Here is a 19388-nt window from a genome sequence, read left to right on the forward strand (position 1 = left end):
ACTGCAGGGGGGACCCTGTGGGAGAGTAGGACGCCGCCGAACAATCATTGCAAAAAGCCCCGGACCTTGTGGTCCGGGGCTTTTCTGCGTTCAGGCTCGGACAGAATGGACCACTCTCCTGCCTCGCCAGAAGAGTGGTCTTCGCTGTCCCCCGCCGTGTTGCTAGAGGCGTCCTGCTGCCTTCAGAGCCAGGTAGGCATCTGCCAAAGCAGGAGCCAGGTTCTCCGGGGTGGAGTCGACGACCGTGACCCCGTGCCGCTCGAGCTGTTCGGCCGTGCGGCGGCGTTGGGCCTGGGCCTGCGTGCCGGCGGCGGCGTTGTACACGGCGTCCAAGGTGCTGCGGTCATTGGCCATTTCCGCGATGTGCGGGTCGGCGACAGATGCCAGAACCACCGTGTGGCGCTGAGTGAGTTGAGGGAGGACCGGCAGCAGGCCCTCCTCGATCGGAGCAGTGTCCAGGCTCGTCAGAAGAACGACGAGGGAGCGGCGCGGGGCGTGCTTGAGCGCGGCGGCGCTGAGGCCTCGGGCGTCGGTCTCGACGAGTTCCGGTTCGAGCGGGGCGAGGGCATTGACCATCGCCGGGAGCACCTCTCCGGCCGCGCGCCCCTGGACCTGGGCTCGGGTGCGGCGGTCGTACGCCAGAAGGTCCACGCGGTCTCCGGCGCGCGTCGCGAGCGCCGTGAGGAGAAGCGCGGCGTCCATGGCCGCGTCCAGACGCGGGACGTTGCCGACGCGGCCGGCCGAGGTACGGCCGGTGTCGAGCACGACGAGGATGTGGCGGTCCCGTTCGGGCCGCCAGGTGCGTACCGCGACGGTGTTCTGGCGGGCGGTGGCGCGCCAGTCGATCGAGCGGGTGTCGTCGCCCGGTACGTATTCGCGGAGGCTGTCGAACTCGGTGCCCTGGCCGCGGATCAGCACGCTGGTCCGGCCGTCGAGCTCCCGCAGTCGGGCGAGACGGGAGGGGAGATGCTTGCGGCTGGTGAACGGTGGCAGCACGCGCACGGTCCATGGCACTTCGTGGTTGCCCTGGCGTGCCGCGAGGCCGAGCGGGCCGTAGGAGCGGACGGTGACGCGCTCTGCCTGGCGGTCACCGCGGCGGGTGGGGCGCAGGATCGTGGAGATACGGCGGCGCTCACCGGCCGGGATCGTCAGTCTGTGGCGGGAGGCCGCCTGCTCCGTGCCGGGGACCCAGCTGCTCGGCGGCCAGGCGTCCCGGAGGTGTGCACGCAGGCGACGGGCAGTCGGGTTGGTGACGGTGAGCTGGACTTCCGCGCTGTCACCGAGTCGAACTGAGGTGTCACCGCTTCGGGTGAACTGGAGCTTTCGCACTGGCGCGGCCAAGGCGTAGTCGCACAGAATTGCTACTGAGAGTGGTGCGTTGACGGCAAGGATTCCCGCCCAGCTGGGTGCGAATACGCCGACGGGGATGGAGCCGAGGGCGGCGAGGAGAGCAGTTCGTCCGGTGAGGGCCACTGTGCACCGCCTCAGCGGGGAACGGGGACGTGGGTGAGGATCGCGGTGATGACGGAGTCTGCGGTGACTCCTTCCATCTCCGCCTCGGGGCGCAGTTGAATGCGGTGCCGGAGGGTGGGGAGGGCCAGGGCCTTCACATCATCCGGAGTGACATAGTCCCGGCCGGTGAGCCAGGCCCAGGCTCGGGCGGTGGAGAGCAGTGCGGTGGCGCCTCGGGGGGAAACACCGAGGGTGAGTGAGGGGGATTCACGCGTGGCACGACAGATATCGACGACATAGCCGGCGATCTCGGGAGACACCGAAGTCTTCGCCACTGCGGCCCGGGCGGCCTCAAGATCGGCCGGTCCGGCGACGGGGCGGACTCCTGCGGCGTGCAGGTCGCGCGGGTTGAAGCCCTCGGCGTGCCGGGAGAGGACGTTGATCTCGTCCTGGCGTGAAGGCAGGGGCACCGTCAGCTTGAGCAGGAAACGGTCGAGCTGGGCCTCGGGGAGGGGGTACGTGCCTTCGTACTCGACCGGGTTCTGGGTCGCGGCGACCAGGAACGGGTCGGGGAGCGGGCGCGGGGTGCCGTCGACGGTGACCTGGCGTTCCTCCATGGCCTCGAGCAGCGACGACTGGGTCTTCGGGGGCGTCCGGTTGATCTCGTCGGCGAGCAGCAGGTTGGTGAATACGGGACCCGGCTGGAAGGAGAACTGCGCGGTCCGCGCGTCGTAGACCAGCGAGCCGGTGACGTCGCTGGGCATGAGGTCGGGAGTGAACTGGACGCGCTTGGTGTCGAGTTCGAGGGATGCGGCGAGGGCGCGGACGAGGAGCGTCTTGGCGACGCCGGGGACGCCTTCGAGGAGGACATGACCTCGGCAGAGCAGGGCCACGACGAGTCCGGTGACGGCGGAGTCCTGGCCGACCACGGCCTTCGCGATCTCGGTTCGCAGGGCCTCCAGGGAGGCGCGTGCGCGGTCCGAGTTCTCGGGGGTCTCGGGGGTCGGGGCGCTCATGAAGTGCGTACCTCTCTTTCGAGGGCGTCGAGTTGGTCAGCCAGGCGGATGAGAGCGGCGTCGTCGGCGGGTGCCGGGCCGAAGAGCAGGGCCCTGACGTCCCGGTCCCCGTCGACGAGTCGCGCGGACACGGCGGGAATCAGGACATCGGGGGTGTGCGCGCCTGCCGGGGCGACGCCGAGGACGGGGGCCAGCCGGGTGCGGGTGGCCGAGCGAAGTGCGGTGGCGGCGCGGTCGCGGGCGTTGGCCTTGCGGTAGAGGCGGGCGCGGCCCTCGGTGGCTTCCGAGGCACGGATGGCGACGGGCAGCCGTTCGGTCACGAGCGGTCCGAGCCTGCGGGCGCGCCAGATCGCGGCGAGCACTGCGGCGAAGAAGAGCTGGAGCGTGCCCCACAGCCAGCCGGACGGGATCAGGTCGCCGATGCCGCTCTCGCCGGCCTCGTCGCCGCTGTCGTCGGCGACGGCGGATTCATCACTGAGCGAAGGGAGGTACCAGACGAGATGAGGCCGGGAGCCCAGGAGTTGGAGCGCGAGGGAGGCGTTGCCCTCCTTGCCGAGGCGCTTGTTGGTGAGGATGTCGGGGGAGCCGAGCAGGACGGTGTCGCCGTCGCCCGGGTCGCCGACCCTGAGCAGCGTCGGCAGACCGCCGCTGAGGTAACAGGCGTCGGTGTCGAGGAAGTCGTCCGCGGCGTAGCGTTCACCGCCTGTGTCGGCCTTTCCCGCGCGCTGGGCGGCGGGGAAGGTGCACTGGGGATCACGAGCGGAGACGGGCGTGCGCGATTCGGACCGTACGCCGGGGGCGAGGATGCCGACGGACGGCGGGCCGGGGGCGACCAGGACCGTGCGGCCGCCCGACGGGACCATGGCCGTGCGCAGGGCCTCCTGTTGGGTCCCCGTCAGCAGATCCGGCGTGACGACCAGCAGGGTGGTGTCTGCGCCGGTGGCTGCGGTGGCCTCGCCGAGGGTGGTGACCACGCGAGTGTCGACGCCCTCGGCCTTGAGCAGTTCGGCCACGGCTCGGCTGCCCTGGGCTTCCGCGGAGCGAGGGTCGAGGCGCCCGTGCTCCTCCCCGGAGCGTACGGCGGCGATGGCGATCCCGGCGGCGACGAGGATCAGGAGTGCGAGCAGCATGCCCCGGCTTCGCGTCCAGATCTGGCGGGACGTGAGGGCTGTGGATGTGGTGCCGGTCGTGGCCGCGGTCATTCGGCTGCTCCTTGGGACGCGGCGCTCAGTTGGGGTTTGGCGCGTTCCAGTCGGCTGTCGAGGTCCTTCAGGCGCAGATATGTCTGCTGGTCGGCGGTGCGGCCGCCGTATGTGATGTCGTCGAAGGACCGTGCCGCGGCGCGGAGTGCGTCGGCCTCGTCGGGCAGGGGGCGGCCGGCCTCGGCCGCGGCTTCGTCGGCGGTGCGTCCCGGGCGCGGGTCGAGGAGGGTCCGCTCCTCCAGGGAGCGGACGATGGCGCGCATCCGCTCCTGGACGGCCTGGTTGAAGCGCCCGGCGGCGGCGTGTGCCTCGGCTGCGGTGCGGTGTTCCGCGGCGCTGCGCGGGCCGTCGTCGAAGAGGGCGTCGCCGGTGGTCAGGCTGCGCTGCGGGGTGCCCAGCCGCCACCACAGCGCGGCGGCCAGGGCGATGACGACCAGGACGATGGCGACGAGTCCGAGCACTCCGCCCGGTGCGGCGCCGGATGCGGAGTCGAAGATGCCGTCGACCCACTCCCAGAAGCGGTCGAGGCCGCGTTCGAGGAGGTTCGGATCGTTCTCGTGGTACATCGGCCTGGACAGTTCCCGCTCGGCCGCCTCCCGGGCGGGGACGCGCGGAGTTTCCACCGGTACGTCGTCGTTGACGCGACTCAAGAGCCGCGCCGTGGTCGTGCCCCCCGTGATGGACACCGCATCAGCTCCAGGAGGTGTCGTTGCCGGGTGCGGGGGAGCCGTGACCGGGGACGCCGGCGGCCCGGGCCAGTTCGAGGTCGAGGGCTTCTCGGCGGATGCGCTGGTCCACGTAGAGGAGGACTGTCACGCCGGCCGAGATCGGGTAGGTGATGGCCGAGGCGATCACCGCGCCGATGCCGGTGATGATCAGGAAGGGCCAGCCGAACTCGGGGGCGGCACCGCTGAACATCCCGGCCAACCCGTCGCTGTCGGCCAGCATGGCGAGGAGGCTGAAGGGCGTGACGATGATCATCGAGACGATGAAGACGAGCACCATCACCAGCAGCAGGATGCCGAACGTCCGCCACCAGGCGTTGCGGACCAGCTTGGCAGAGCGGCGCATCGACTGGGTGATGCCCGCACGCTCCAGCATCAGCGCGGGCGAGGCGAGGGCGTAGCGGACCCAGAGCCAGACGGCGGCGAGGATGCCGGCGAATCCGCCCAGTACGCCGAGGGAATCGGAGTCGAGCAGAATCCCGGGGAGAACGCCCACGGTGATCACACCTGTCGCGATCACCATGATGAGCAGGGTGAGCCCCAGCAGCTGAAGCAGCCTCGGCCGGGCCTCGCTCCAGGCATCGGCGAGAGTGACCGGGCGCCCCAGGATCGAGCGGCTGACCACGACGGTGAGCAGTGCGGTACTGAAGATGGTCGCGATCAGAGTGAAGATCAGGGTCGGCACCGAAGCGACCAGGCTCGACTGCATGGCGTCGACGGTCTGGTTGACGACTTCGGCGGGGCTCGCGTTCGGATCGAGTGCCGGGGCCCGGGGAACCAGATAGCGCTGGACCAGGATGTCCGCGATCTGGGAGATGACGGAGACCGTGATCGTGACGCCCAGCACCGGCCGCCAGTGTTCGCGCAGCGTCGACACCGCGCCGTCCAGGATCTCGCCGACGCCGAGGGGCCGGAGCGGGATGACTCCCGGCTTGGCGGCGGGCGGCCGGTCCCAGCCGCTCCGCTGCGGTCCGCCGCCCCAGCCCGGCTGGACCGGCGGTACAGGCCCGCCACCGGGCGCGGTCGGCGGGGCCCACTGGCCGGCCGGCGGCTGCTGCTTGGACCACTTCGAGTCGGGCCCGGTCGGGTCGGCGGGCTCGTCGGGCCGCGGCACTCCGTTGCCCTGGCCGTCGGAGGGCACGGATCCGGGCGAGGCCCAGCCCGGAGTGTCGTTCACAGTCGTCCACCTCGTGGATTGGTCGCACGCCCGGCTCGGGGAGCCAGTGCTGTCTTGGCGCCTGTCCGCCCGGTGTGGCGGAAGGTCGGCAGCCATCGTGCCACGCGCCGCCCGCCGGTGGGCCGGGCCCTGGATCTCCTTCTCGCCTTCATTGTCGCTGCCGTAGCGGGCAGACTGGGCGGATGGCTGATCAGCACGTTCATGTCCCGGCCGGCGAGGAACCGGCGCCGCCGCCCGCGCTGCGCTGGGACGAGATGTCCGAAGGCCCCGTACTGGTCCTTCTCGACCAGACCCGGCTGCCCGCCGAGGAGGTCGAGCTGGTCTGTACGGACGTCCCGGCGCTGGTGGGGGCGATCCGGACGCTCGCCGTGCGCGGGGCGCCGTTGCTCGGGATCGCCGGCGCGTACGGGGTGGCGCTGGCCGCCGCCCGTGGGTACGACGTCGCGGAGGCGGCGGCCATGCTGGAGCGGGCGCGGCCCACCGCGGTCAACCTCGCATATGGCGTGCGGCGGGCGGCCTCCGCGTACCGGGAGGCGATCGGCAAGGGCGCCGGTGCGGCAGAGGCGGCTGCGCTCGCCGAGGCGAAGGCGCTGCACCGGGAGGACGCCGAGGCCAGTGCGCGGATGGCGGGCCATGGGCTCGCGCTGCTCGATGAGCTGCTGCCGGGCGGTGGCCACCGGATTCTGACGCACTGCAACACAGGGCGGCTGGTCTCCGGCGGCGAGGGCACCGCGTTTGCGGTGGCGCTCGCCGCGCACCGGGCGGGCCGGTTGCGCACGCTGTGGGTCGACGAGACGCGGCCGCTGCTGCAGGGAGCCCGGCTCACTGCGTACGAGGCGGCCGGGAGCGGTATGGCGTACACCTTGCTCACGGACAATGCGGCGGGTTCGCTGTTCGCGTCGGGCCAGGTGGATGCGGTATTGATCGGGGCCGACCGGATAGCCGCGGACGGCTCCGTGGCGAACAAGGTGGGGAGCTACCCGCTGGCTGTCCTCGCCAAGTACCACCATGTGCCGTTCATCGTGGTGGCGCCGACCACCACGGTGGATCTGCAGACCGCGGACGGGTCGTCGATAGAGGTCGAACAGAGGCCGGGGCAGGAGGTGACGGAGGTCATGGCGCCGCAGTCGGCGGCGGGGGTCGAGCCGGGTGGCGGGCTTCCGGTCGCCCCGCTGGGAACCCTGGCGTACAACCCTGCGTTCGACGTCACGCCGCCCGAACTCGTGACGGCCGTCGTCACCGAAGAAGGAGTCGTGTCCCCGGTCACCGGGGACGGAATAGCGGAGCTGTGTGCCAGGTCACGCCAGGTAACGATTAGCTAATGGGATGATGTCGAATATGAAGGGACGCGTCCTTGTCGTCGACGACGACACCGCACTGGCCGAGATGCTCGGGATTGTGCTGCGTGGTGAAGGGTTCGAGCCGTCGTTCGTAGCGGACGGCGACAAGGCACTTGCCGCTTTCCGTGAGGTCAAGCCGGACCTCGTACTGCTGGATCTCATGCTGCCCGGCAGGGACGGCATCGAGGTGTGCCGGCTCATCAGGGCCGAGTCGGGTGTGCCGATCGTCATGCTCACGGCCAAGAGCGACACTGTCGACGTGGTCGTCGGGCTGGAGTCCGGTGCCGATGACTACATCGTGAAGCCGTTCAAGCCGAAGGAGCTGGTGGCCCGCATCCGGGCACGGCTGCGGAGGTCGGAGGAGCCTGCTCCCGAGCAGCTCGCGATAGGGGACCTGGTCATCGATGTGGCCGGCCATTCCGTGAAGCGGGACGGGCAGTCGATCGCGCTGACCCCGCTCGAGTTCGATCTGCTCGTCGCGCTGGCCCGTAAGCCGTGGCAGGTGTTCACCCGTGAGGTGCTGCTCGAGCAGGTGTGGGGCTACCGCCATGCCGCCGACACCCGGCTGGTCAACGTCCATGTGCAGCGGCTTCGCTCCAAGGTCGAGAAGGACCCGGAGCGGCCGGAGATCGTGGTGACCGTCCGTGGCGTCGGCTACAAGGCGGGACCGAGCTGACATGGCCGTGGGCAGCACTGCTCCGAAGCCCGGGGGGCCGGGAGTCCGTACGGGGCGGGCTGCCGGGCCCGGGCATGGGCATTCGCGCGTGAGCCGGGTCTTCCTGGACGGGGCACCGGGTGGGCCGGTGCCCCGGATGGTCATGCGCTTGGTCCGACGACCGCTCCTGCCTGCTGTCCGCCTGTGGCGGCGGAACATCCAGCTGCGGGTGGTCGCGAGCACGCTGCTGATGTCACTGGGCGTGGTGCTGCTGCTCGGACTCGTGGTCATCGGCCAGGTCCGCAACGGGCTGCTGGACGCGAAGGAGCAGGCGGCGCTGAGCCAGGCCGCCGGCGGTTTCGCGGCGGCGCAGGACAAGGCGAGCGGGCCCGTCGCCCTCGGCGGCCCCGACGGTGATGTCACCGACGGCAGGCCCGGCAGGGGCGCCGTGAACTGGCGATCAGAGCTTGTGAAGCAGCTGGCCAGTGGTGGCCAGGGCGCCTACCACGTGGTGGCGCTCAGCCCGGACTCCGAGGACGCCGGGACGAGCCGGGGCCCGCGGGCGTCCGGCGACGTGGATGTGACGAGCATTCCCGAGGCACTGCGCGGCTCGGTCGCGCAGGGGACGGGCACGTTCCAGACGTACGTCAAGATCAAGTACTCGGTTCCGAAGGAGCCGGAGGCCGGGCTGGTGGTCGGCAAGCGCCTCAACGACGTCGCGGGCAACTCTTACGAGCTGTACTACCTCTTCCCGCTGACGCAGGAGGAGGAGTCGCTCAGCCTGGTCAAGGGCACGCTGGCGACGGCCGGGCTGTTCGTGGTCGTCCTGCTCGGGGCGATCGCGTGGCTGGTCGTGCGGCAGGTCGTCACGCCCGTACGGATGGCGGCCGGCATTGCCGAGCGGCTCTCCGCCGGGCGGCTCCAGGAGCGGATGAAGGTCACCGGCGAGGACGACATCGCGCGGCTGGGCGAGGCCTTCAACAAGATGGCGCAGAACCTCCAGCACAAGATCCAGCAGCTGGAGGAGCTGTCCAGGATGCAGCGGCGGTTCGTCTCGGACGTGTCGCACGAGCTGCGCACCCCACTGACGACCGTACGGATGGCGGCCGACGTCATCCACGAGGCGCGAAGCGACTTCGACCCGGTGACGGCGCGCTCCGCGGAGCTGCTCGGCGACCAGCTCGACCGGTTCGAGTCCCTGCTCTCCGATCTTCTGGAGATCAGTCGCTTCGACGCGGGCGCGGCCGCGCTGGAGGCCGAGCCCATAGATCTTCGCGAGGTCGTGCGCCGGGTGATCGGCGGCGCCGAGCCGCTGGCCGAGCGCAAGGGCACCCGGATCCGGGTGGTCGGCGACGAGCAGCCCGTGGTCGCCGAGGCCGACGCCCGGCGCATCGAGCGGGTCCTGCGCAATCTCGTCGTCAACGCCGTCGAGCACGGCGAGGGACGCGATGTGGTCGTACGGATGGCGTCGGCCGGCGGGGCGGTCGCGCTGGCCGTACGGGACTACGGCGTGGGACTGAAGCCCGGCGAGGCCACGCGGGTGTTCAACCGCTTCTGGCGGGCCGACCCGGCGCGGGCGCGCACCACCGGCGGCACAGGCCTCGGCCTGTCCATCGCCGTCGAGGACGCGCGGCTGCACGGCGGCTGGCTCCAGGCGTGGGGCGAGCCGGGTGGTGGCTCGCAGTTCCGTCTGACCCTGCCGCGCACCGCCGACGAGCCGCTGCGCGGATCGCCGATACCTCTCGAGCCCGAGGACTCCCGGCGCGCCCGTGAGCGTGCCGCGGCCGTCGAGGCGAACGGCGGAGCGACCGAGGGTGCGCAGCGGCTGACGACCGTCCCCGTGCAGCCCGGCGCCGACCGGCTGCCGATTCCGGTGCCCTCGCGGGCACCGGTGCCCCCGCACGCCACGCCGGCGGCGGTGGACCCGGCGGCCCTGCCGGGCAGCGGTGCGCGTGTCGTGGCGCGTCAGGCCGGAGAGCGGCTGGGTGAGTGCGAGACGGCCGGACGGATCTCGGAGCGGGAGGACACGACACGTGGGCGCTGAGCGTCGTGGTTACGGCGGTGGGCGCGCGGCGCGGACGTTCGTGCTGCCCGCCTGTGCCGCCGTGCTGCTGGCAGGGTGCGCGTCGATGCCCGACAGCGGGGACGTGGAGCAGGTGAAAGCCACCAAGGGCGCGGACTCGCAGGTACGCGTCCTGGCGGTGCCGCCCCGCGAGGGCGCTGTGCCCGACGAGATCGTCGTCGGTTTCCTGGAGGCCATGACCAGTGACGATCCGAGCTTTGCGACGGCACGCAAGTATCTGACGAAGCGTGCGGCCAAGGAGTGGAAGCCGGAGCAGCTCACGACGGTGCTGACCGAGGCGCCCGATGCCGGGAACGCGGTCGCCGGGGAGGGGGACGACAGCCTCGGCTATTCGCTGTCCGGTGAGCTGATCGCGACGGTGGAGCGGCACGCGTATCAGGCGGCTGCGCCCACGCAGTACAGCGGGTCGCTGCGCCTGGTGCGGCAGAGCGGGCCGGACGGCAAGGGCAAGGAGTGGCGTATCGACGCCGCCCCGCAGGGCCTCGTGCTCGGGGAGAGCGACTTCCTGCGCAACTACCGTTCGGTCAACAAGTACTACTTCGCCTCCGGGCAGCAGTCGGTGGTCGCGGACCCGGTCTACATCCGGCAGCGGCAGGATCCCGTGACCCGGATGGACCCGGTCGCGCAGACGGTGTCGGCGCTGTTCGAAGGGCCGACGAACTGGCTGAAGCCGGTGGTGGGCTCGCCGTTCCCCACGGGAACGGCGCTGAGGAAGGGCGTCACGTCCCTGACGCCCGACGACCAGAATCTGCTGAAGGTGCCGCTCAACGACAAGGCGTCCAATGTCGGGCGGACGGTGTGCCGGCGCATGGCGACCCAGCTGCTGCTCACCCTGCGTGATCTGACGTCGCCCCGCGTCGAGCAGGTGGAGCTGCAGCGTGCGGACGGTTCGCACCTGTGCGTGCTCAGTGCCGACCAGGCGGAGGCGTCCGCCCCGGTGCGGGCTTCGGCGAGCCCGGACAACGTGTACTTCGTCGACGTCAACGGGCGGATGGCTGTGGTGGGGGCGGGAGCCAAGACCGTCGACAAGACCACGGTGCGTGGTCCGTTCGGCAGCGGTGCGCTGCGTCTGAGCACCGTCGCGGTGGCGCGCAACGGTCAGCGCGCGGCGGGCGTCTCGCACGACGGGCTGCGTCTGTACACGGCCTCGATCATGTCCGACGAAGAACTCACCGCCCCCCTGGTGGTGAGTCACGCCAAGAAGGCACAGGACCGGCTGTCGGCGCCGAGCTGGGACCGGAGTGACCTGTGGGTCGCCGACCGCGACCCGGCCCGGCCGAGGCTGCTGCGCTTCGCGGGGGGCGAGGGTGAGGCCCAGGAGGTCAAGGTCGACGGGCTCGAGGGCGCGCGGATCGAGTCGCTGCGGGTGTCCGCCGACGGCGTACGGATAGCGTTGTTGCTCTCCGAGGACGGCAAGCGCTCCCTGAAGATCGGCCGGATCGAGCGGCACGTGGACGCCGAAGGGGTCAGCACGGCCTCCGTGGTGGAGCTGCAGGCCGCGGCGCCCCGCCTGGAGTCGGTGACGGCCGTTTCCTGGGCCGGTCCGAGCCGTCTCGTCGTGGTCGGCAAGGAGGCCGGAGGCGTGCAGCAGGTGCGCTACATCCAGACCGACGGCTCCCTTTCCCCCGTGGGTGGTCTGCCGGGCCTGAACAAGGTGTCCGCGGTCGCCGCCACCGAGGACGAGGAGCAGCCGCTGGTGGCCGTCTCCGACGACGGACTGGTGCGCCTCGCGCCCTCCACGAACTGGCAGACGATGATCGACAAGGGCTGGTCCCCGGTCTACCCGGGGTAGCCGGGCCTTCCGGAGCCGGTTTTCCACAGGCCGTGGACGGCCGTGCGGACATGGGCGCGGACACCGGCGCAGACAGTTGGGCGGGCAGCAGCGCGAGCAGTGGTCCGGGAGTTTTCCACAGGGGTGGCAGGTTGCTCCCCGCAGCGGCACAGTGGTGGTCATGCGGGGCTGGTGGCGCGAGATCTCCGGGCTGGTGCTGCCGGTCGCCTGCAGTGGCTGTGGACGTCCTCGTACGCCCCTGTGCGAGGAGTGCGCGTGGCAGCTGGCTGGTCGCGGCCCGCGGCGGGTGCGGCCGTGTCCCGAGCCGGCGGGGCTGCCCGTCGTCTTCGCCGCTGCCCGCTACGAGAACGCGGTACGGGCCGTGCTGCTGGCGCACAAGGAGCGGGGTGCACTGGGGCTGGCGGGGCCGCTCGGCGGGGCGCTGGCAGGGGCCGTACGGGCGGCGGTGCCCGATGCGCTCGGTGGGCCTGAGCCGCTGGTGCTCGTGCCCATGCCCTCGGCGCGGCGCGCCGTGCGGGCGCGTGGCCACGACGCGGCACACCGTGTCGCGGTCGCCGCGGCCGGGGTGCTGCGGCGCTCGGGGACGTATGCCTGCGCGCTCCCGGTACTGCGGCAGTGCCGTGCCGTGGCGGACCAGTCGGGTCTCACGGCCCGCCGGAGGCTGTTGAACATGGCGGGGGCGCTGGAGGTGGTGCCTGGTGCCGGGCGGCTGCTGGAGGGCCGCAGAGCGGTGCTGGTGGACGATCTGATGACGACGGGCGCCTCGCTGGTGGAGGCGGCGCGGGCACTGCGTGCCGCGACCGCCATCGGCTCCTCCGGATGCATCCGGACGAGTGCCGCCGTGGTCGCCGCACCGCCTTTGTCCTTCGGGATGAACCGGAACTGACAGCGGAGTTGAAACGTTGCAGGTAGTGAGCGGGGGAAATCGCCTGAACGGACGTACGCGCTGGTAGCGGGTGCCGACAACCGTCCTGGCGAGCTATGTTCGGTTGTGAGGAATGGTGAACTCTGCCCTTCATCGAATGCATGGTCGGGTTAAGGTCAGGTGTTCATGAGGGAACCCAGAACCTCGAAGTTGGTGGGGTGGGGATCTTGCCGATGGGGGAGGAGGAGGTGAAAGTCACCAAGTCCGAGGCTCCGGTGCTCACCGGGGCCTGGTGCAAAAGGGAGACGCTCCGCGACGAGTGCGGAGCAATCCGGGAACGGAGTTCTGCGTGGACATCGTCGTCAAGGGCCGCAAGACCGAGGTGCCCGAGCGGTTCCGCAAGCACGTGGCCGAGAAGCTGAAGCTGGAGAAGATCCAGAAGCTCGACGGCAAGGTGATCAGCCTCGACGTCGAGGTGTCCAAGGAGCACAACCCGCGGCAGGCAGACCGTTCCGACCGCGTGGAGATCACACTTCACTCGCGTGGCCCGGTGATCCGGGCGGAAGCAGCCGCCGGCGACCCGTACGCGGCGCTCGACCTGGCCACGGCGAAGCTGGAGGGCCGGCTGCGCAAGCAGCACGACAAGCGCCACACGCGCCGGGGCAACGGCCGGCTGTCGGCAGCGGAGGTCGCGGACGTCGTTCCTGGCGTGGCCCGGTTGAACGGGAGCGGTGAGCCCGTCTCCGAGGAAGCATCCGACGCCATTCCCACCACCAGGATCGGCTCGCTCGAAGTGCAGGGCGAGGGTCCGCTGGTGGTCCGCGAGAAGCACCACGTCGCCGCCCCGATGACGCTCGACCAGGCTCTCTACGAGATGGAGCTGGTCGGGCACGACTTCTATCTGTTCGTCGACTCCGAAACCAAGGAGCCCAGTGTCGTCTACCGGCGGCACGCCTACGACTACGGCGTCATCCACCTGCGGACCGACCCGCTCGCCGGAAACGAGTCGGGCGGCGCCGGTGGCGCGCTCGGCGGCTGATCCCGTCTTTCCGGTGGTGCCCCTGGAGCGCCCTGTGCGCCCCCAGGGGCACCACCGTGCCACCACGGGAACACCGCGCTGTCGTGCGGGCATGGAATCATGGCGACCCGAGCCAACCGGTGCGCTGTGGACTGCGGTTGGCAGACCGCAGATGAACGAGGGCCATGGCCTCAGGGGGAGGAACGATGGCGGACAGCTTCGGGCCGGTACAGGACGCGGACGACGCCGAGAGTGCGGACGGCACGGAGACGGGTGTCTCCCGGAAGGAGCCGATCCGGGTGCTCGTGGTGGACGACCATGCCCTCTTCCGCCGCGGGCTGGAGATCGTCCTCGCCCAGGAGGAGGACATCCAGGTGGTCGGCGAGGCCGGTGACGGCGCGGAGGCGGTCGACAAGGCCGCCGATCTGTTGCCGGACATCGTGCTGATGGATGTACGGATGCCGAAGCGCGGTGGGATCGAAGCCTGCACCTCGATCAAGGAGGTGGCCCCCAGCGCGAAGATCATCATGCTGACGATCAGCGACGAGGAGGCCGATCTCTACGACGCGATCAAGGCGGGCGCGACGGGATATCTCCTCAAGGAGATCTCCACGGACGAGGTGGCCACGGCGATCCGGGCTGTGGCGGACGGCCAGTCGCAGATCAGCCCGTCCATGGCGTCGAAGCTGCTCACCGAGTTCAAGTCGATGATCCAGCGCACCGACGAGCGCCGACTGGTGCCGGCACCCCGGCTGACCGACCGGGAGCTGGAGGTCCTCAAGCTGGTGGCCACGGGGATGAACAACCGGGATATCGCCAAGGAGTTGTTCATTTCCGAGAACACGGTGAAGAACCACGTGCGCAACATCCTGGAGAAGCTCCAGCTGCACTCCAGGATGGAGGCGGTGGTGTACGCGATGCGCGAGAAGATCCTCGAGATCCGGTAGCCGGGTGTCGGGCGCGCCGGGCTCAGGTGAGGGCCGCCACCAGCGGGGCCATCAGCTCGGGGCGGTCGACACGCTCGACGCGGACCGAGTCGCAGCCGACCCACTCCGCGGCTTCCCGCAGCGCCTGGGCCATGGGGAGCACCGCCTTCGGGGTGTCCAGGGAGACCTGCCGGGCGACGAGGGTCGTGCCCTCGCGGGCCGGGTCGACGCGGCCCAGCAGCTTGCCGCCCGACAGCAGCGGCATCGCGAAGTAGCCGTACACCCGCTTCGCCTTGGGGACGTACGCCTCCAGGCGGTGGGTGAAGCCGAAGATCCGCTCGGTGCGTGCGCGCTCCCAGATCAGCGAGTCGAACGGTGAGAGCAGCGTCGTACGGTGGCGTCCGCGCGGCTCGCTCGCCAGGGCCTCCGGGTCTGCCCACGCCGCCTTGTCCCAGCCCTCGACCCGGACGGGCACAAGACCCGAGTCGGCGATCACGGCATCGAACTGCTCGCCCTTGAGCCGGTGGTAGTCCGCGATGTCCGCGCGGGTGCCCACGCCGAGGGACTGCCCGGCCAGTCGCACCAGCCGCCGCAGGCACTCGCGGTCGTCCAGCTCGTCATGGAACACCTCGTCCGGGATCGCGCGCTCGGCGAGGTCGTACACCCGCTTCCAGCCGCGCCGCTCGGTGCACACCACCTCGCCGTACATCAAGGCCCGCTCGACGGCGACCTTCGACTCGGACCAGTCCCACCACTCTCCGCCGTTCTTCGCACCGCCCAGTTCGGTGGCGGTGAGCGGTCCTTCGGCGTGCAGCTGCTTGATCACCGCGTCATAGGCGCCGTCCGGCAGGTCGTGGTACCAGTGCGGGCGGGCGCGGTAGGCGCGGCGGCGGAAGGCGAAGTGCGGCCACTCCTCGACGGGGAGGATGCAGGCCGCGTGCGACCAGTACTCGAAGGCGTGGGGACGTGTCGTAGACGCGCCATAGGATGCGGCCGTCCAGTACGCGTCCTCGACCGTCTTGCGGCCGACCGCTCCCAGGCGCGCGTACGGAATCAGCTCGTGCGAGCGTGCCAGCACCGAGATCGTGTCCAGCTGGACGGCACCGAGATGGCGCAGCACGCCACGCACGCCGCCCCGCCGGTCGGGGGCACCGAGGAACCCCTGGGCGCGCAGCGCTATGCGGCGGGCCTCGTCGGCGGACAGTTCGGCAGCGGCGGGCGGCACAGTCGTCATGTCCCGCACCTTAGAGGCAGGCACTGACAGCCGGGCTCTGACCAGGTAATCCGGTAATCCAGGCCAGGTGATCCGGTAATCCGGGCCAGGTAGTCCAGTGATCCAGGAAATTCAGCGCTCGGACCCGCGGCACGCCTTCGCGGGCAGATACGGGAGCGCCGACAGCAGACCCAGGTCCGAAGGCAGCAGCGAGCCGACCCAGCTGTCCCGGACGGTCTCCCGGTTACGGATGCCCGCGCGCCGGACGCCCTCGACCGTGAAGCCGGCCCTCTCCGCGACGCCGCGCGACCCCTCGTTGCCGACCTCGGCACACCATTCCAGGCGGTTGCAGGCCAGCTCGGTGAAGGCCCAGCGGGCCAGCGCCAGGACCGTCTCCGTCGCGTATCCGCGGCCCCGGTGCTCCTTGGCCGTCCAGAAGCCGACCTCCCACGCGCCCTCGCGCGGGTGGTGCAGGCTGGTCGAGGCGAGAAGCGGGCCGCCGCCCCGGGGGCGGACGCAGAAGGTGTACGCCGAGTCGCTGCGCCAGCCGTCCGGAACGATCAGGCCGACGAACTCCTCCGCGTGCTGCCGCTCGTACGGCACAGGAATGGCCGGAATCCACCGCTGGATGTCGGGATCCTGACAAGCCGCACGGACCTCTTCCGCGTCGTCGGCCGTGAAGGTGCGCAACGCCAGGCGCTCGGTGCTGAGAGTAATGGGCTCCATGGAGGGATTCTGGTGACTGTCCGTCCGGCATGCGAACACTTTTCGAGATCAGCGGCACCTTCCGCGCCTCCCGAGCGTTGTTCTGATGCGCGGCAGTCGGTCTTCGTCCCGGGGCGCACCCCTGGGTGAAGCCCAGTGGGGGAGGACCTCCCGGCCTGGCGGTGTCCTCGCTTACGATGGCCGTTGCGGTGGGGTCCACCTGCCGTGCCCGCGCCAGTGTCCATCACACGACCCAGTGCCAGGCCCGACCGGCAAGGAGACCAACCTCAGTGTCCGTCTTCAACAAGCTCATGCGTGCAGGCGAAGGCAAGATCCTGCGCAAACTGCACCGCATCGCGGACCAGGTCAACTCCATCGAGGAGGACTTCGTCACCCTCTCCGACGCCGAGTTGCGCGCGCTCACCGATGAGTACAAGGAGCGCTACGCCGACGGCGAGAGCCTCGACGACCTGCTGCCCGAGGCCTTCGCGACCGTCCGCGAGGCCGCCAAGCGCGTCCTCGGCCAGCGTCACTACGACGTCCAGCTCATGGGTGGCGCCGCGCTGCACCTCGGCTATGTCGCCGAGATGAAGACCGGTGAGGGCAAGACCCTCGTCGGCACGCTCCCCGCGTATCTCAACGCGCTCTCGGGCAAGGGCGTCCACCTGATCACGGTCAACGACTACCTGGCCGAGCGCGACTCCGAGCTGATGGGCCGGGTGCACAAGTTCCTCGGCCTCAGTGTCGGCTGCATTCTGGCCAACATGACGCCCGCGCAGCGCCGCGAGCAGTACGCGTGCGACATCACGTACGGCACGAACAACGAGTTCGGCTTCGACTACCTGCGCGACAACATGGCGTGGTCCAAGGACGAGCTCGTCCAGCGCGGCCACAACTTCGCGATCGTCGACGAGGTCGACTCGATCCTCGTCGACGAGGCCCGTACGCCGCTGATCATCTCCGGCCCCGCCGACCAGGCCACCAAGTGGTACGGCGACTTCTCCAAGCTGGTGACGCGCCTCACCAGGGGCGAGCCGGGCAACCCGATGAAGGGCATCGAGGAGACCGGCGACTACGAGGTCGACGAGAAGAAGCGGACCGTCGCCATCCACGAGTCCGGCGTCTCCAAGGTCGAGGACTGGCTGGGCATCGACAACCTCTACGAGTCGGTGAACACCCCGCTCGTGGGTTACCTGAACAACGCCATCAAGGCCAAGGAACTCTTCAAGAAGGACAAGGACTACGTCGTCATCGACGGCGAAGTCATGATCGTCGACGAGCACACCGGCCGTATCCTCGCCGGCCGCCGCTACAACGAGGGCATGCACCAGGCGATCGAGGCGAAGGAAGGGGTGGACATCAAGGACGAGAACCAGACGCTCGCCACGATCACCCTGCAGAACTTCTTCCTTCTGTACAAGAAGCTGTCCGGCATGACCGGTACGGCGATGACCGAGGCCGCCGAGTTCCACCAGATCTACAAGCTGGGCGTCGTCCCGATCCCGACGAACCGGCCGATGGTCCGCAAGGACCAGTCCGACCTGATCTACCGCACCGAGGTCGCCAAGTTCGATGCCGTCGTCGACGACATCGCGGAGAAGCACGAGAAGGGCCAGCCGATCCTCGTCGGTACGACGTCGGTCGAGAAGTCCGAGTACCTCTCGCAGCAGCTGAACAAGCGCGGCATCCAGCACGAGGTGCTCAACGCCAAGCAGCACGACCGTGAGGCGATCATCGTCGCCCAGGCCGGCCGCAAGGGCGCGGTCACGGTCGCCACGAACATGGCCGGCCGTGGTACGGACATCAAGCTCGGCGGCAACCCCGACGACCTGGCGGAGGCGGAGCTGCGCCAGCGCGGCCTGGACCCCGTCGAGCACGTCGAGGAGTGGGCCGCGGCCCTTCCGGACGCGCTGAAGCGCGCCGAGGCGGCCGTGAAGGCGGAGTTCGAGGAGGTCAAGGACCTCGGTGGGCTCTACGTCCTGGGCACCGAGCGCCATGAGTCCCGCCGCATCGACAACCAGCTGCGCGGTCGGTCCGGCCGTCAGGGCGACCCGGGCGAGTCGCGCTTCTACCTCTCGCTCGGCGACGACCTGATGCGCCTGTTCAAGGCACAGATGGTCGAGCGGGTCATGTCCATGGCCAACGTTCCGGACGACGTGCCGATCGAGAACAAGATGGTGACGCGCGCGATCGCGTCGGCGCAGTCGCAGGTCGAGCAGCAGAACTTCGAGACGCGTAAGAACGTCCTGAAGTACGACGACGTGCTCAACCGGCAGCGCAAGGTCATCTACGCCGAGCGGCGCCGTGTGCTGGAGGGCGAGGACCTGCACGAGCAGATCCGCCACTTCATGGACGACACGATCGACGCGTACATCCAGGCGGAGACCGTCGAGGGCTTCGCGGAGGAGTGGGACCTGGACCGGCTGTGGGGCGCCTTCAAGCAGCTCTACCCGGTGAAGGTGACTGTCGAGGAGCTGGAGGAGGCGGCCGGCGACCGGGCCGGGATCACCGCCGAGTTCATCGCCGAGACGATCAAGGACGACATCCACGAGCAGTACGACGAGCGCGAGAAGCAGCTCGGCTCGGACATCATGCGTGAGCTGGAGCGGCGCGTGGTGCTGTCCGTTCTGGACCGCAAGTGGCGCGAGCACCTCTACGAGATGGACTACCTCCAGGAGGGCATCGGCCTGCGCGCGATGGCCCAGAAGGACCCGCTGGTCGAGTACCAGCGCGAGGGCTTCGACATGTTCACCGCGATGATGGAGGGCATCAAGGAGGAGTCCGTCGGCTACCTGTTCAACCTGGAGGTCCAGGTCGAGCAGCAGGTCGAGGAGATCCCGGTGCAGGACGCGGCCGAGAAGGCCTCGCTGGTCAAGGAGGACGCGGTGCCCGCGGGTGCGGGCGCGGGCCGTCCCGAGATCCGCGCCAAGGGGCTCGACGCGCCGCAGCGGCCGGACCGGCTGCACTTCACCGCGCCGAAGGTCGACGGCGAGGGCAGCATCGTCGAGGGCGACTTCACGAACGGTGAGCCTGGGGCGCGGTCCGAGTCGGACGGCATGACGCGCGCGGAGCGCCGCAAGGCGCAGAAGAGCAACGGCGGGCGCCGCCGCAGGAAGTAACCCGCTCCGCCTTCGCCTCGCGGCGTGGGCGGCGTATACGGGTCGTGGGGCCGGGCACATTGGTGTCCGGCCCCACAGCCGTTGTGTGGCCGACTGTGGT

General features: G+C 70.2%; 15 protein-coding genes. 8 read left to right on the forward strand and 7 right to left on the reverse strand.

Annotated elements, in window-relative coordinates:
- Positions 1–162: 162 nt before the first annotated feature.
- From ACWCXB_RS20680 to ACWCXB_RS20700, 5 genes are read right to left on the reverse strand one after another with little or no spacing between them, the layout of a single operon-like run.
- Positions 163–1473, reverse strand: a complete 1311-nt coding sequence (locus ACWCXB_RS20680) for a DUF58 domain-containing protein (RefSeq protein ID WP_450724878.1) — start codon at positions 1471–1473, stop codon at positions 163–165.
- A gap of 11 nt (positions 1474–1484) precedes the next feature.
- Positions 1485–2468 (reverse strand): AAA family ATPase, encoded by a 984-nt coding sequence (locus tag ACWCXB_RS20685; protein WP_450724880.1) that lies wholly within the window; start codon positions 2466–2468, stop codon positions 1485–1487.
- A complete protein-coding gene (locus tag ACWCXB_RS20690; RefSeq protein ID WP_450724882.1) occupies positions 2465–3670 on the reverse strand; it encodes a DUF4350 domain-containing protein in 1206 nt (401 codons plus the stop codon). Before ACWCXB_RS20690 ends, ACWCXB_RS20685 begins: the two co-directional genes overlap by 4 nt.
- Positions 3667–4356, reverse strand: coding sequence for a DUF4129 domain-containing protein (locus ACWCXB_RS20695; RefSeq protein ID WP_450724884.1), 690 nt, complete (start codon positions 4354–4356; stop codon positions 3667–3669). The genes ACWCXB_RS20690 and ACWCXB_RS20695 overlap by 4 nt, the downstream gene beginning before the upstream one ends.
- A gap of 4 nt (positions 4357–4360) precedes the next feature.
- Complete coding sequence (locus ACWCXB_RS20700) at positions 4361–5572, reverse strand: hypothetical protein (protein ID WP_450724886.1); 1212 nt, start codon at positions 5570–5572, stop codon at positions 4361–4363.
- A 182-nt stretch (positions 5573–5754) separates the two neighbouring features.
- Between ACWCXB_RS20700 and mtnA the strand changes: the two genes are divergently transcribed.
- The 7 genes from mtnA to ACWCXB_RS20735 all read left to right on the forward strand — a co-directional run bounded on the left by mtnA (position 5755) and on the right by ACWCXB_RS20735 (position 14272).
- On the forward strand, positions 5755–6894 hold the full coding sequence (mtnA, locus tag ACWCXB_RS20705) for an S-methyl-5-thioribose-1-phosphate isomerase (RefSeq protein WP_450724888.1): 1140 nt from the start codon (positions 5755–5757) through the stop codon (positions 6892–6894).
- A gap of 4 nt (positions 6895–6898) precedes the next feature.
- Entirely contained in the window at positions 6899–7588 is a 690-nt protein-coding gene (gene mtrA, locus ACWCXB_RS20710; RefSeq protein WP_384930999.1) for a two-component system response regulator MtrA, read from the forward strand.
- A gap of 1 nt (position 7589) precedes the next feature.
- The gene (mtrB, locus tag ACWCXB_RS20715; protein WP_450724890.1) at positions 7590–9611 is read left to right on the forward strand and encodes an MtrAB system histidine kinase MtrB; all 2022 of its coding nucleotides are present in this window, start codon (positions 7590–7592) and stop codon (positions 9609–9611) included.
- Positions 9601–11442 carry an LpqB family beta-propeller domain-containing protein gene (locus tag ACWCXB_RS20720; protein WP_450724892.1) on the forward strand — a complete coding sequence of 614 codons (1842 nt, stop codon included), beginning with the start codon at positions 9601–9603 and terminating at the stop codon, positions 11440–11442. Before mtrB ends, ACWCXB_RS20720 begins: the two co-directional genes overlap by 11 nt.
- Before the next feature lie 160 nt (positions 11443–11602).
- Positions 11603–12328, forward strand: a complete 726-nt coding sequence (locus ACWCXB_RS20725; protein WP_450724894.1) for a ComF family protein — start codon at positions 11603–11605, stop codon at positions 12326–12328.
- Between the two features lie 328 nt (positions 12329–12656).
- Positions 12657–13346, forward strand: a complete 690-nt coding sequence (gene hpf, locus ACWCXB_RS20730; RefSeq protein WP_450724896.1) for a ribosome hibernation-promoting factor, HPF/YfiA family — start codon at positions 12657–12659, stop codon at positions 13344–13346.
- A 185-nt stretch (positions 13347–13531) separates the two neighbouring features.
- The gene (locus ACWCXB_RS20735; RefSeq protein WP_450724898.1) at positions 13532–14272 is read left to right on the forward strand and encodes a response regulator; all 741 of its coding nucleotides are present in this window, start codon (positions 13532–13534) and stop codon (positions 14270–14272) included.
- A 22-nt stretch (positions 14273–14294) separates the two neighbouring features.
- Here ACWCXB_RS20735 and ACWCXB_RS20740 read toward each other — a convergent pair whose 3' ends face one another.
- A complete protein-coding gene (locus ACWCXB_RS20740; protein WP_450724900.1) occupies positions 14295–15485 on the reverse strand; it encodes a winged helix-turn-helix domain-containing protein in 1191 nt (396 codons plus the stop codon).
- Between the two features lie 111 nt (positions 15486–15596).
- Complete coding sequence (locus ACWCXB_RS20745; protein ID WP_450724902.1) at positions 15597–16190, reverse strand: GNAT family N-acetyltransferase; 594 nt, start codon at positions 16188–16190, stop codon at positions 15597–15599.
- 269 nt (positions 16191–16459) lie between these two features.
- Here ACWCXB_RS20745 and secA point away from each other — a divergent pair, with 269 nt between their 5' ends.
- Complete coding sequence (gene secA / locus ACWCXB_RS20750) at positions 16460–19288, forward strand: preprotein translocase subunit SecA (protein WP_450724904.1); 2829 nt, start codon at positions 16460–16462, stop codon at positions 19286–19288.
- The last annotated feature ends 100 nt before the right edge of the window (positions 19289–19388 follow it).

The organism is Streptomyces sp. NPDC001514, assembly GCF_053597075.1.

Excerpts from the sequence above, each read along its gene's own strand:
- ACWCXB_RS20685 (WP_450724880.1), bottom strand. The coding sequence starts at position 2,468 with ATGAGCGCCCCGACCCCCGAGACCCCCGAGAACTCGGACCGCGCACGC.
- ACWCXB_RS20690 (WP_450724882.1), bottom strand. The coding sequence starts at position 3,670 with ATGACCGCGGCCACGACCGGCACCACATCCACAGCCCTCACGTCCCGC.
- mtnA (WP_450724888.1), top strand. The coding sequence starts at position 5,755 with ATGGCTGATCAGCACGTTCATGTCCCGGCCGGCGAGGAACCGGCGCCG.
- mtrA (WP_384930999.1), top strand. The coding sequence starts at position 6,899 with ATGATGTCGAATATGAAGGGACGCGTCCTTGTCGTCGACGACGACACC.
- mtrB (WP_450724890.1), top strand. The coding sequence starts at position 7,590 with ATGGCCGTGGGCAGCACTGCTCCGAAGCCCGGGGGGCCGGGAGTCCGT.
- ACWCXB_RS20725 (WP_450724894.1), top strand. The coding sequence starts at position 11,603 with ATGCGGGGCTGGTGGCGCGAGATCTCCGGGCTGGTGCTGCCGGTCGCC.
- ACWCXB_RS20735 (WP_450724898.1), top strand. The coding sequence starts at position 13,532 with ATGGCGGACAGCTTCGGGCCGGTACAGGACGCGGACGACGCCGAGAGT.
- ACWCXB_RS20740 (WP_450724900.1), bottom strand. The coding sequence starts at position 15,485 with ATGACGACTGTGCCGCCCGCCGCTGCCGAACTGTCCGCCGACGAGGCC.
- ACWCXB_RS20745 (WP_450724902.1), bottom strand. The coding sequence starts at position 16,190 with ATGGAGCCCATTACTCTCAGCACCGAGCGCCTGGCGTTGCGCACCTTC.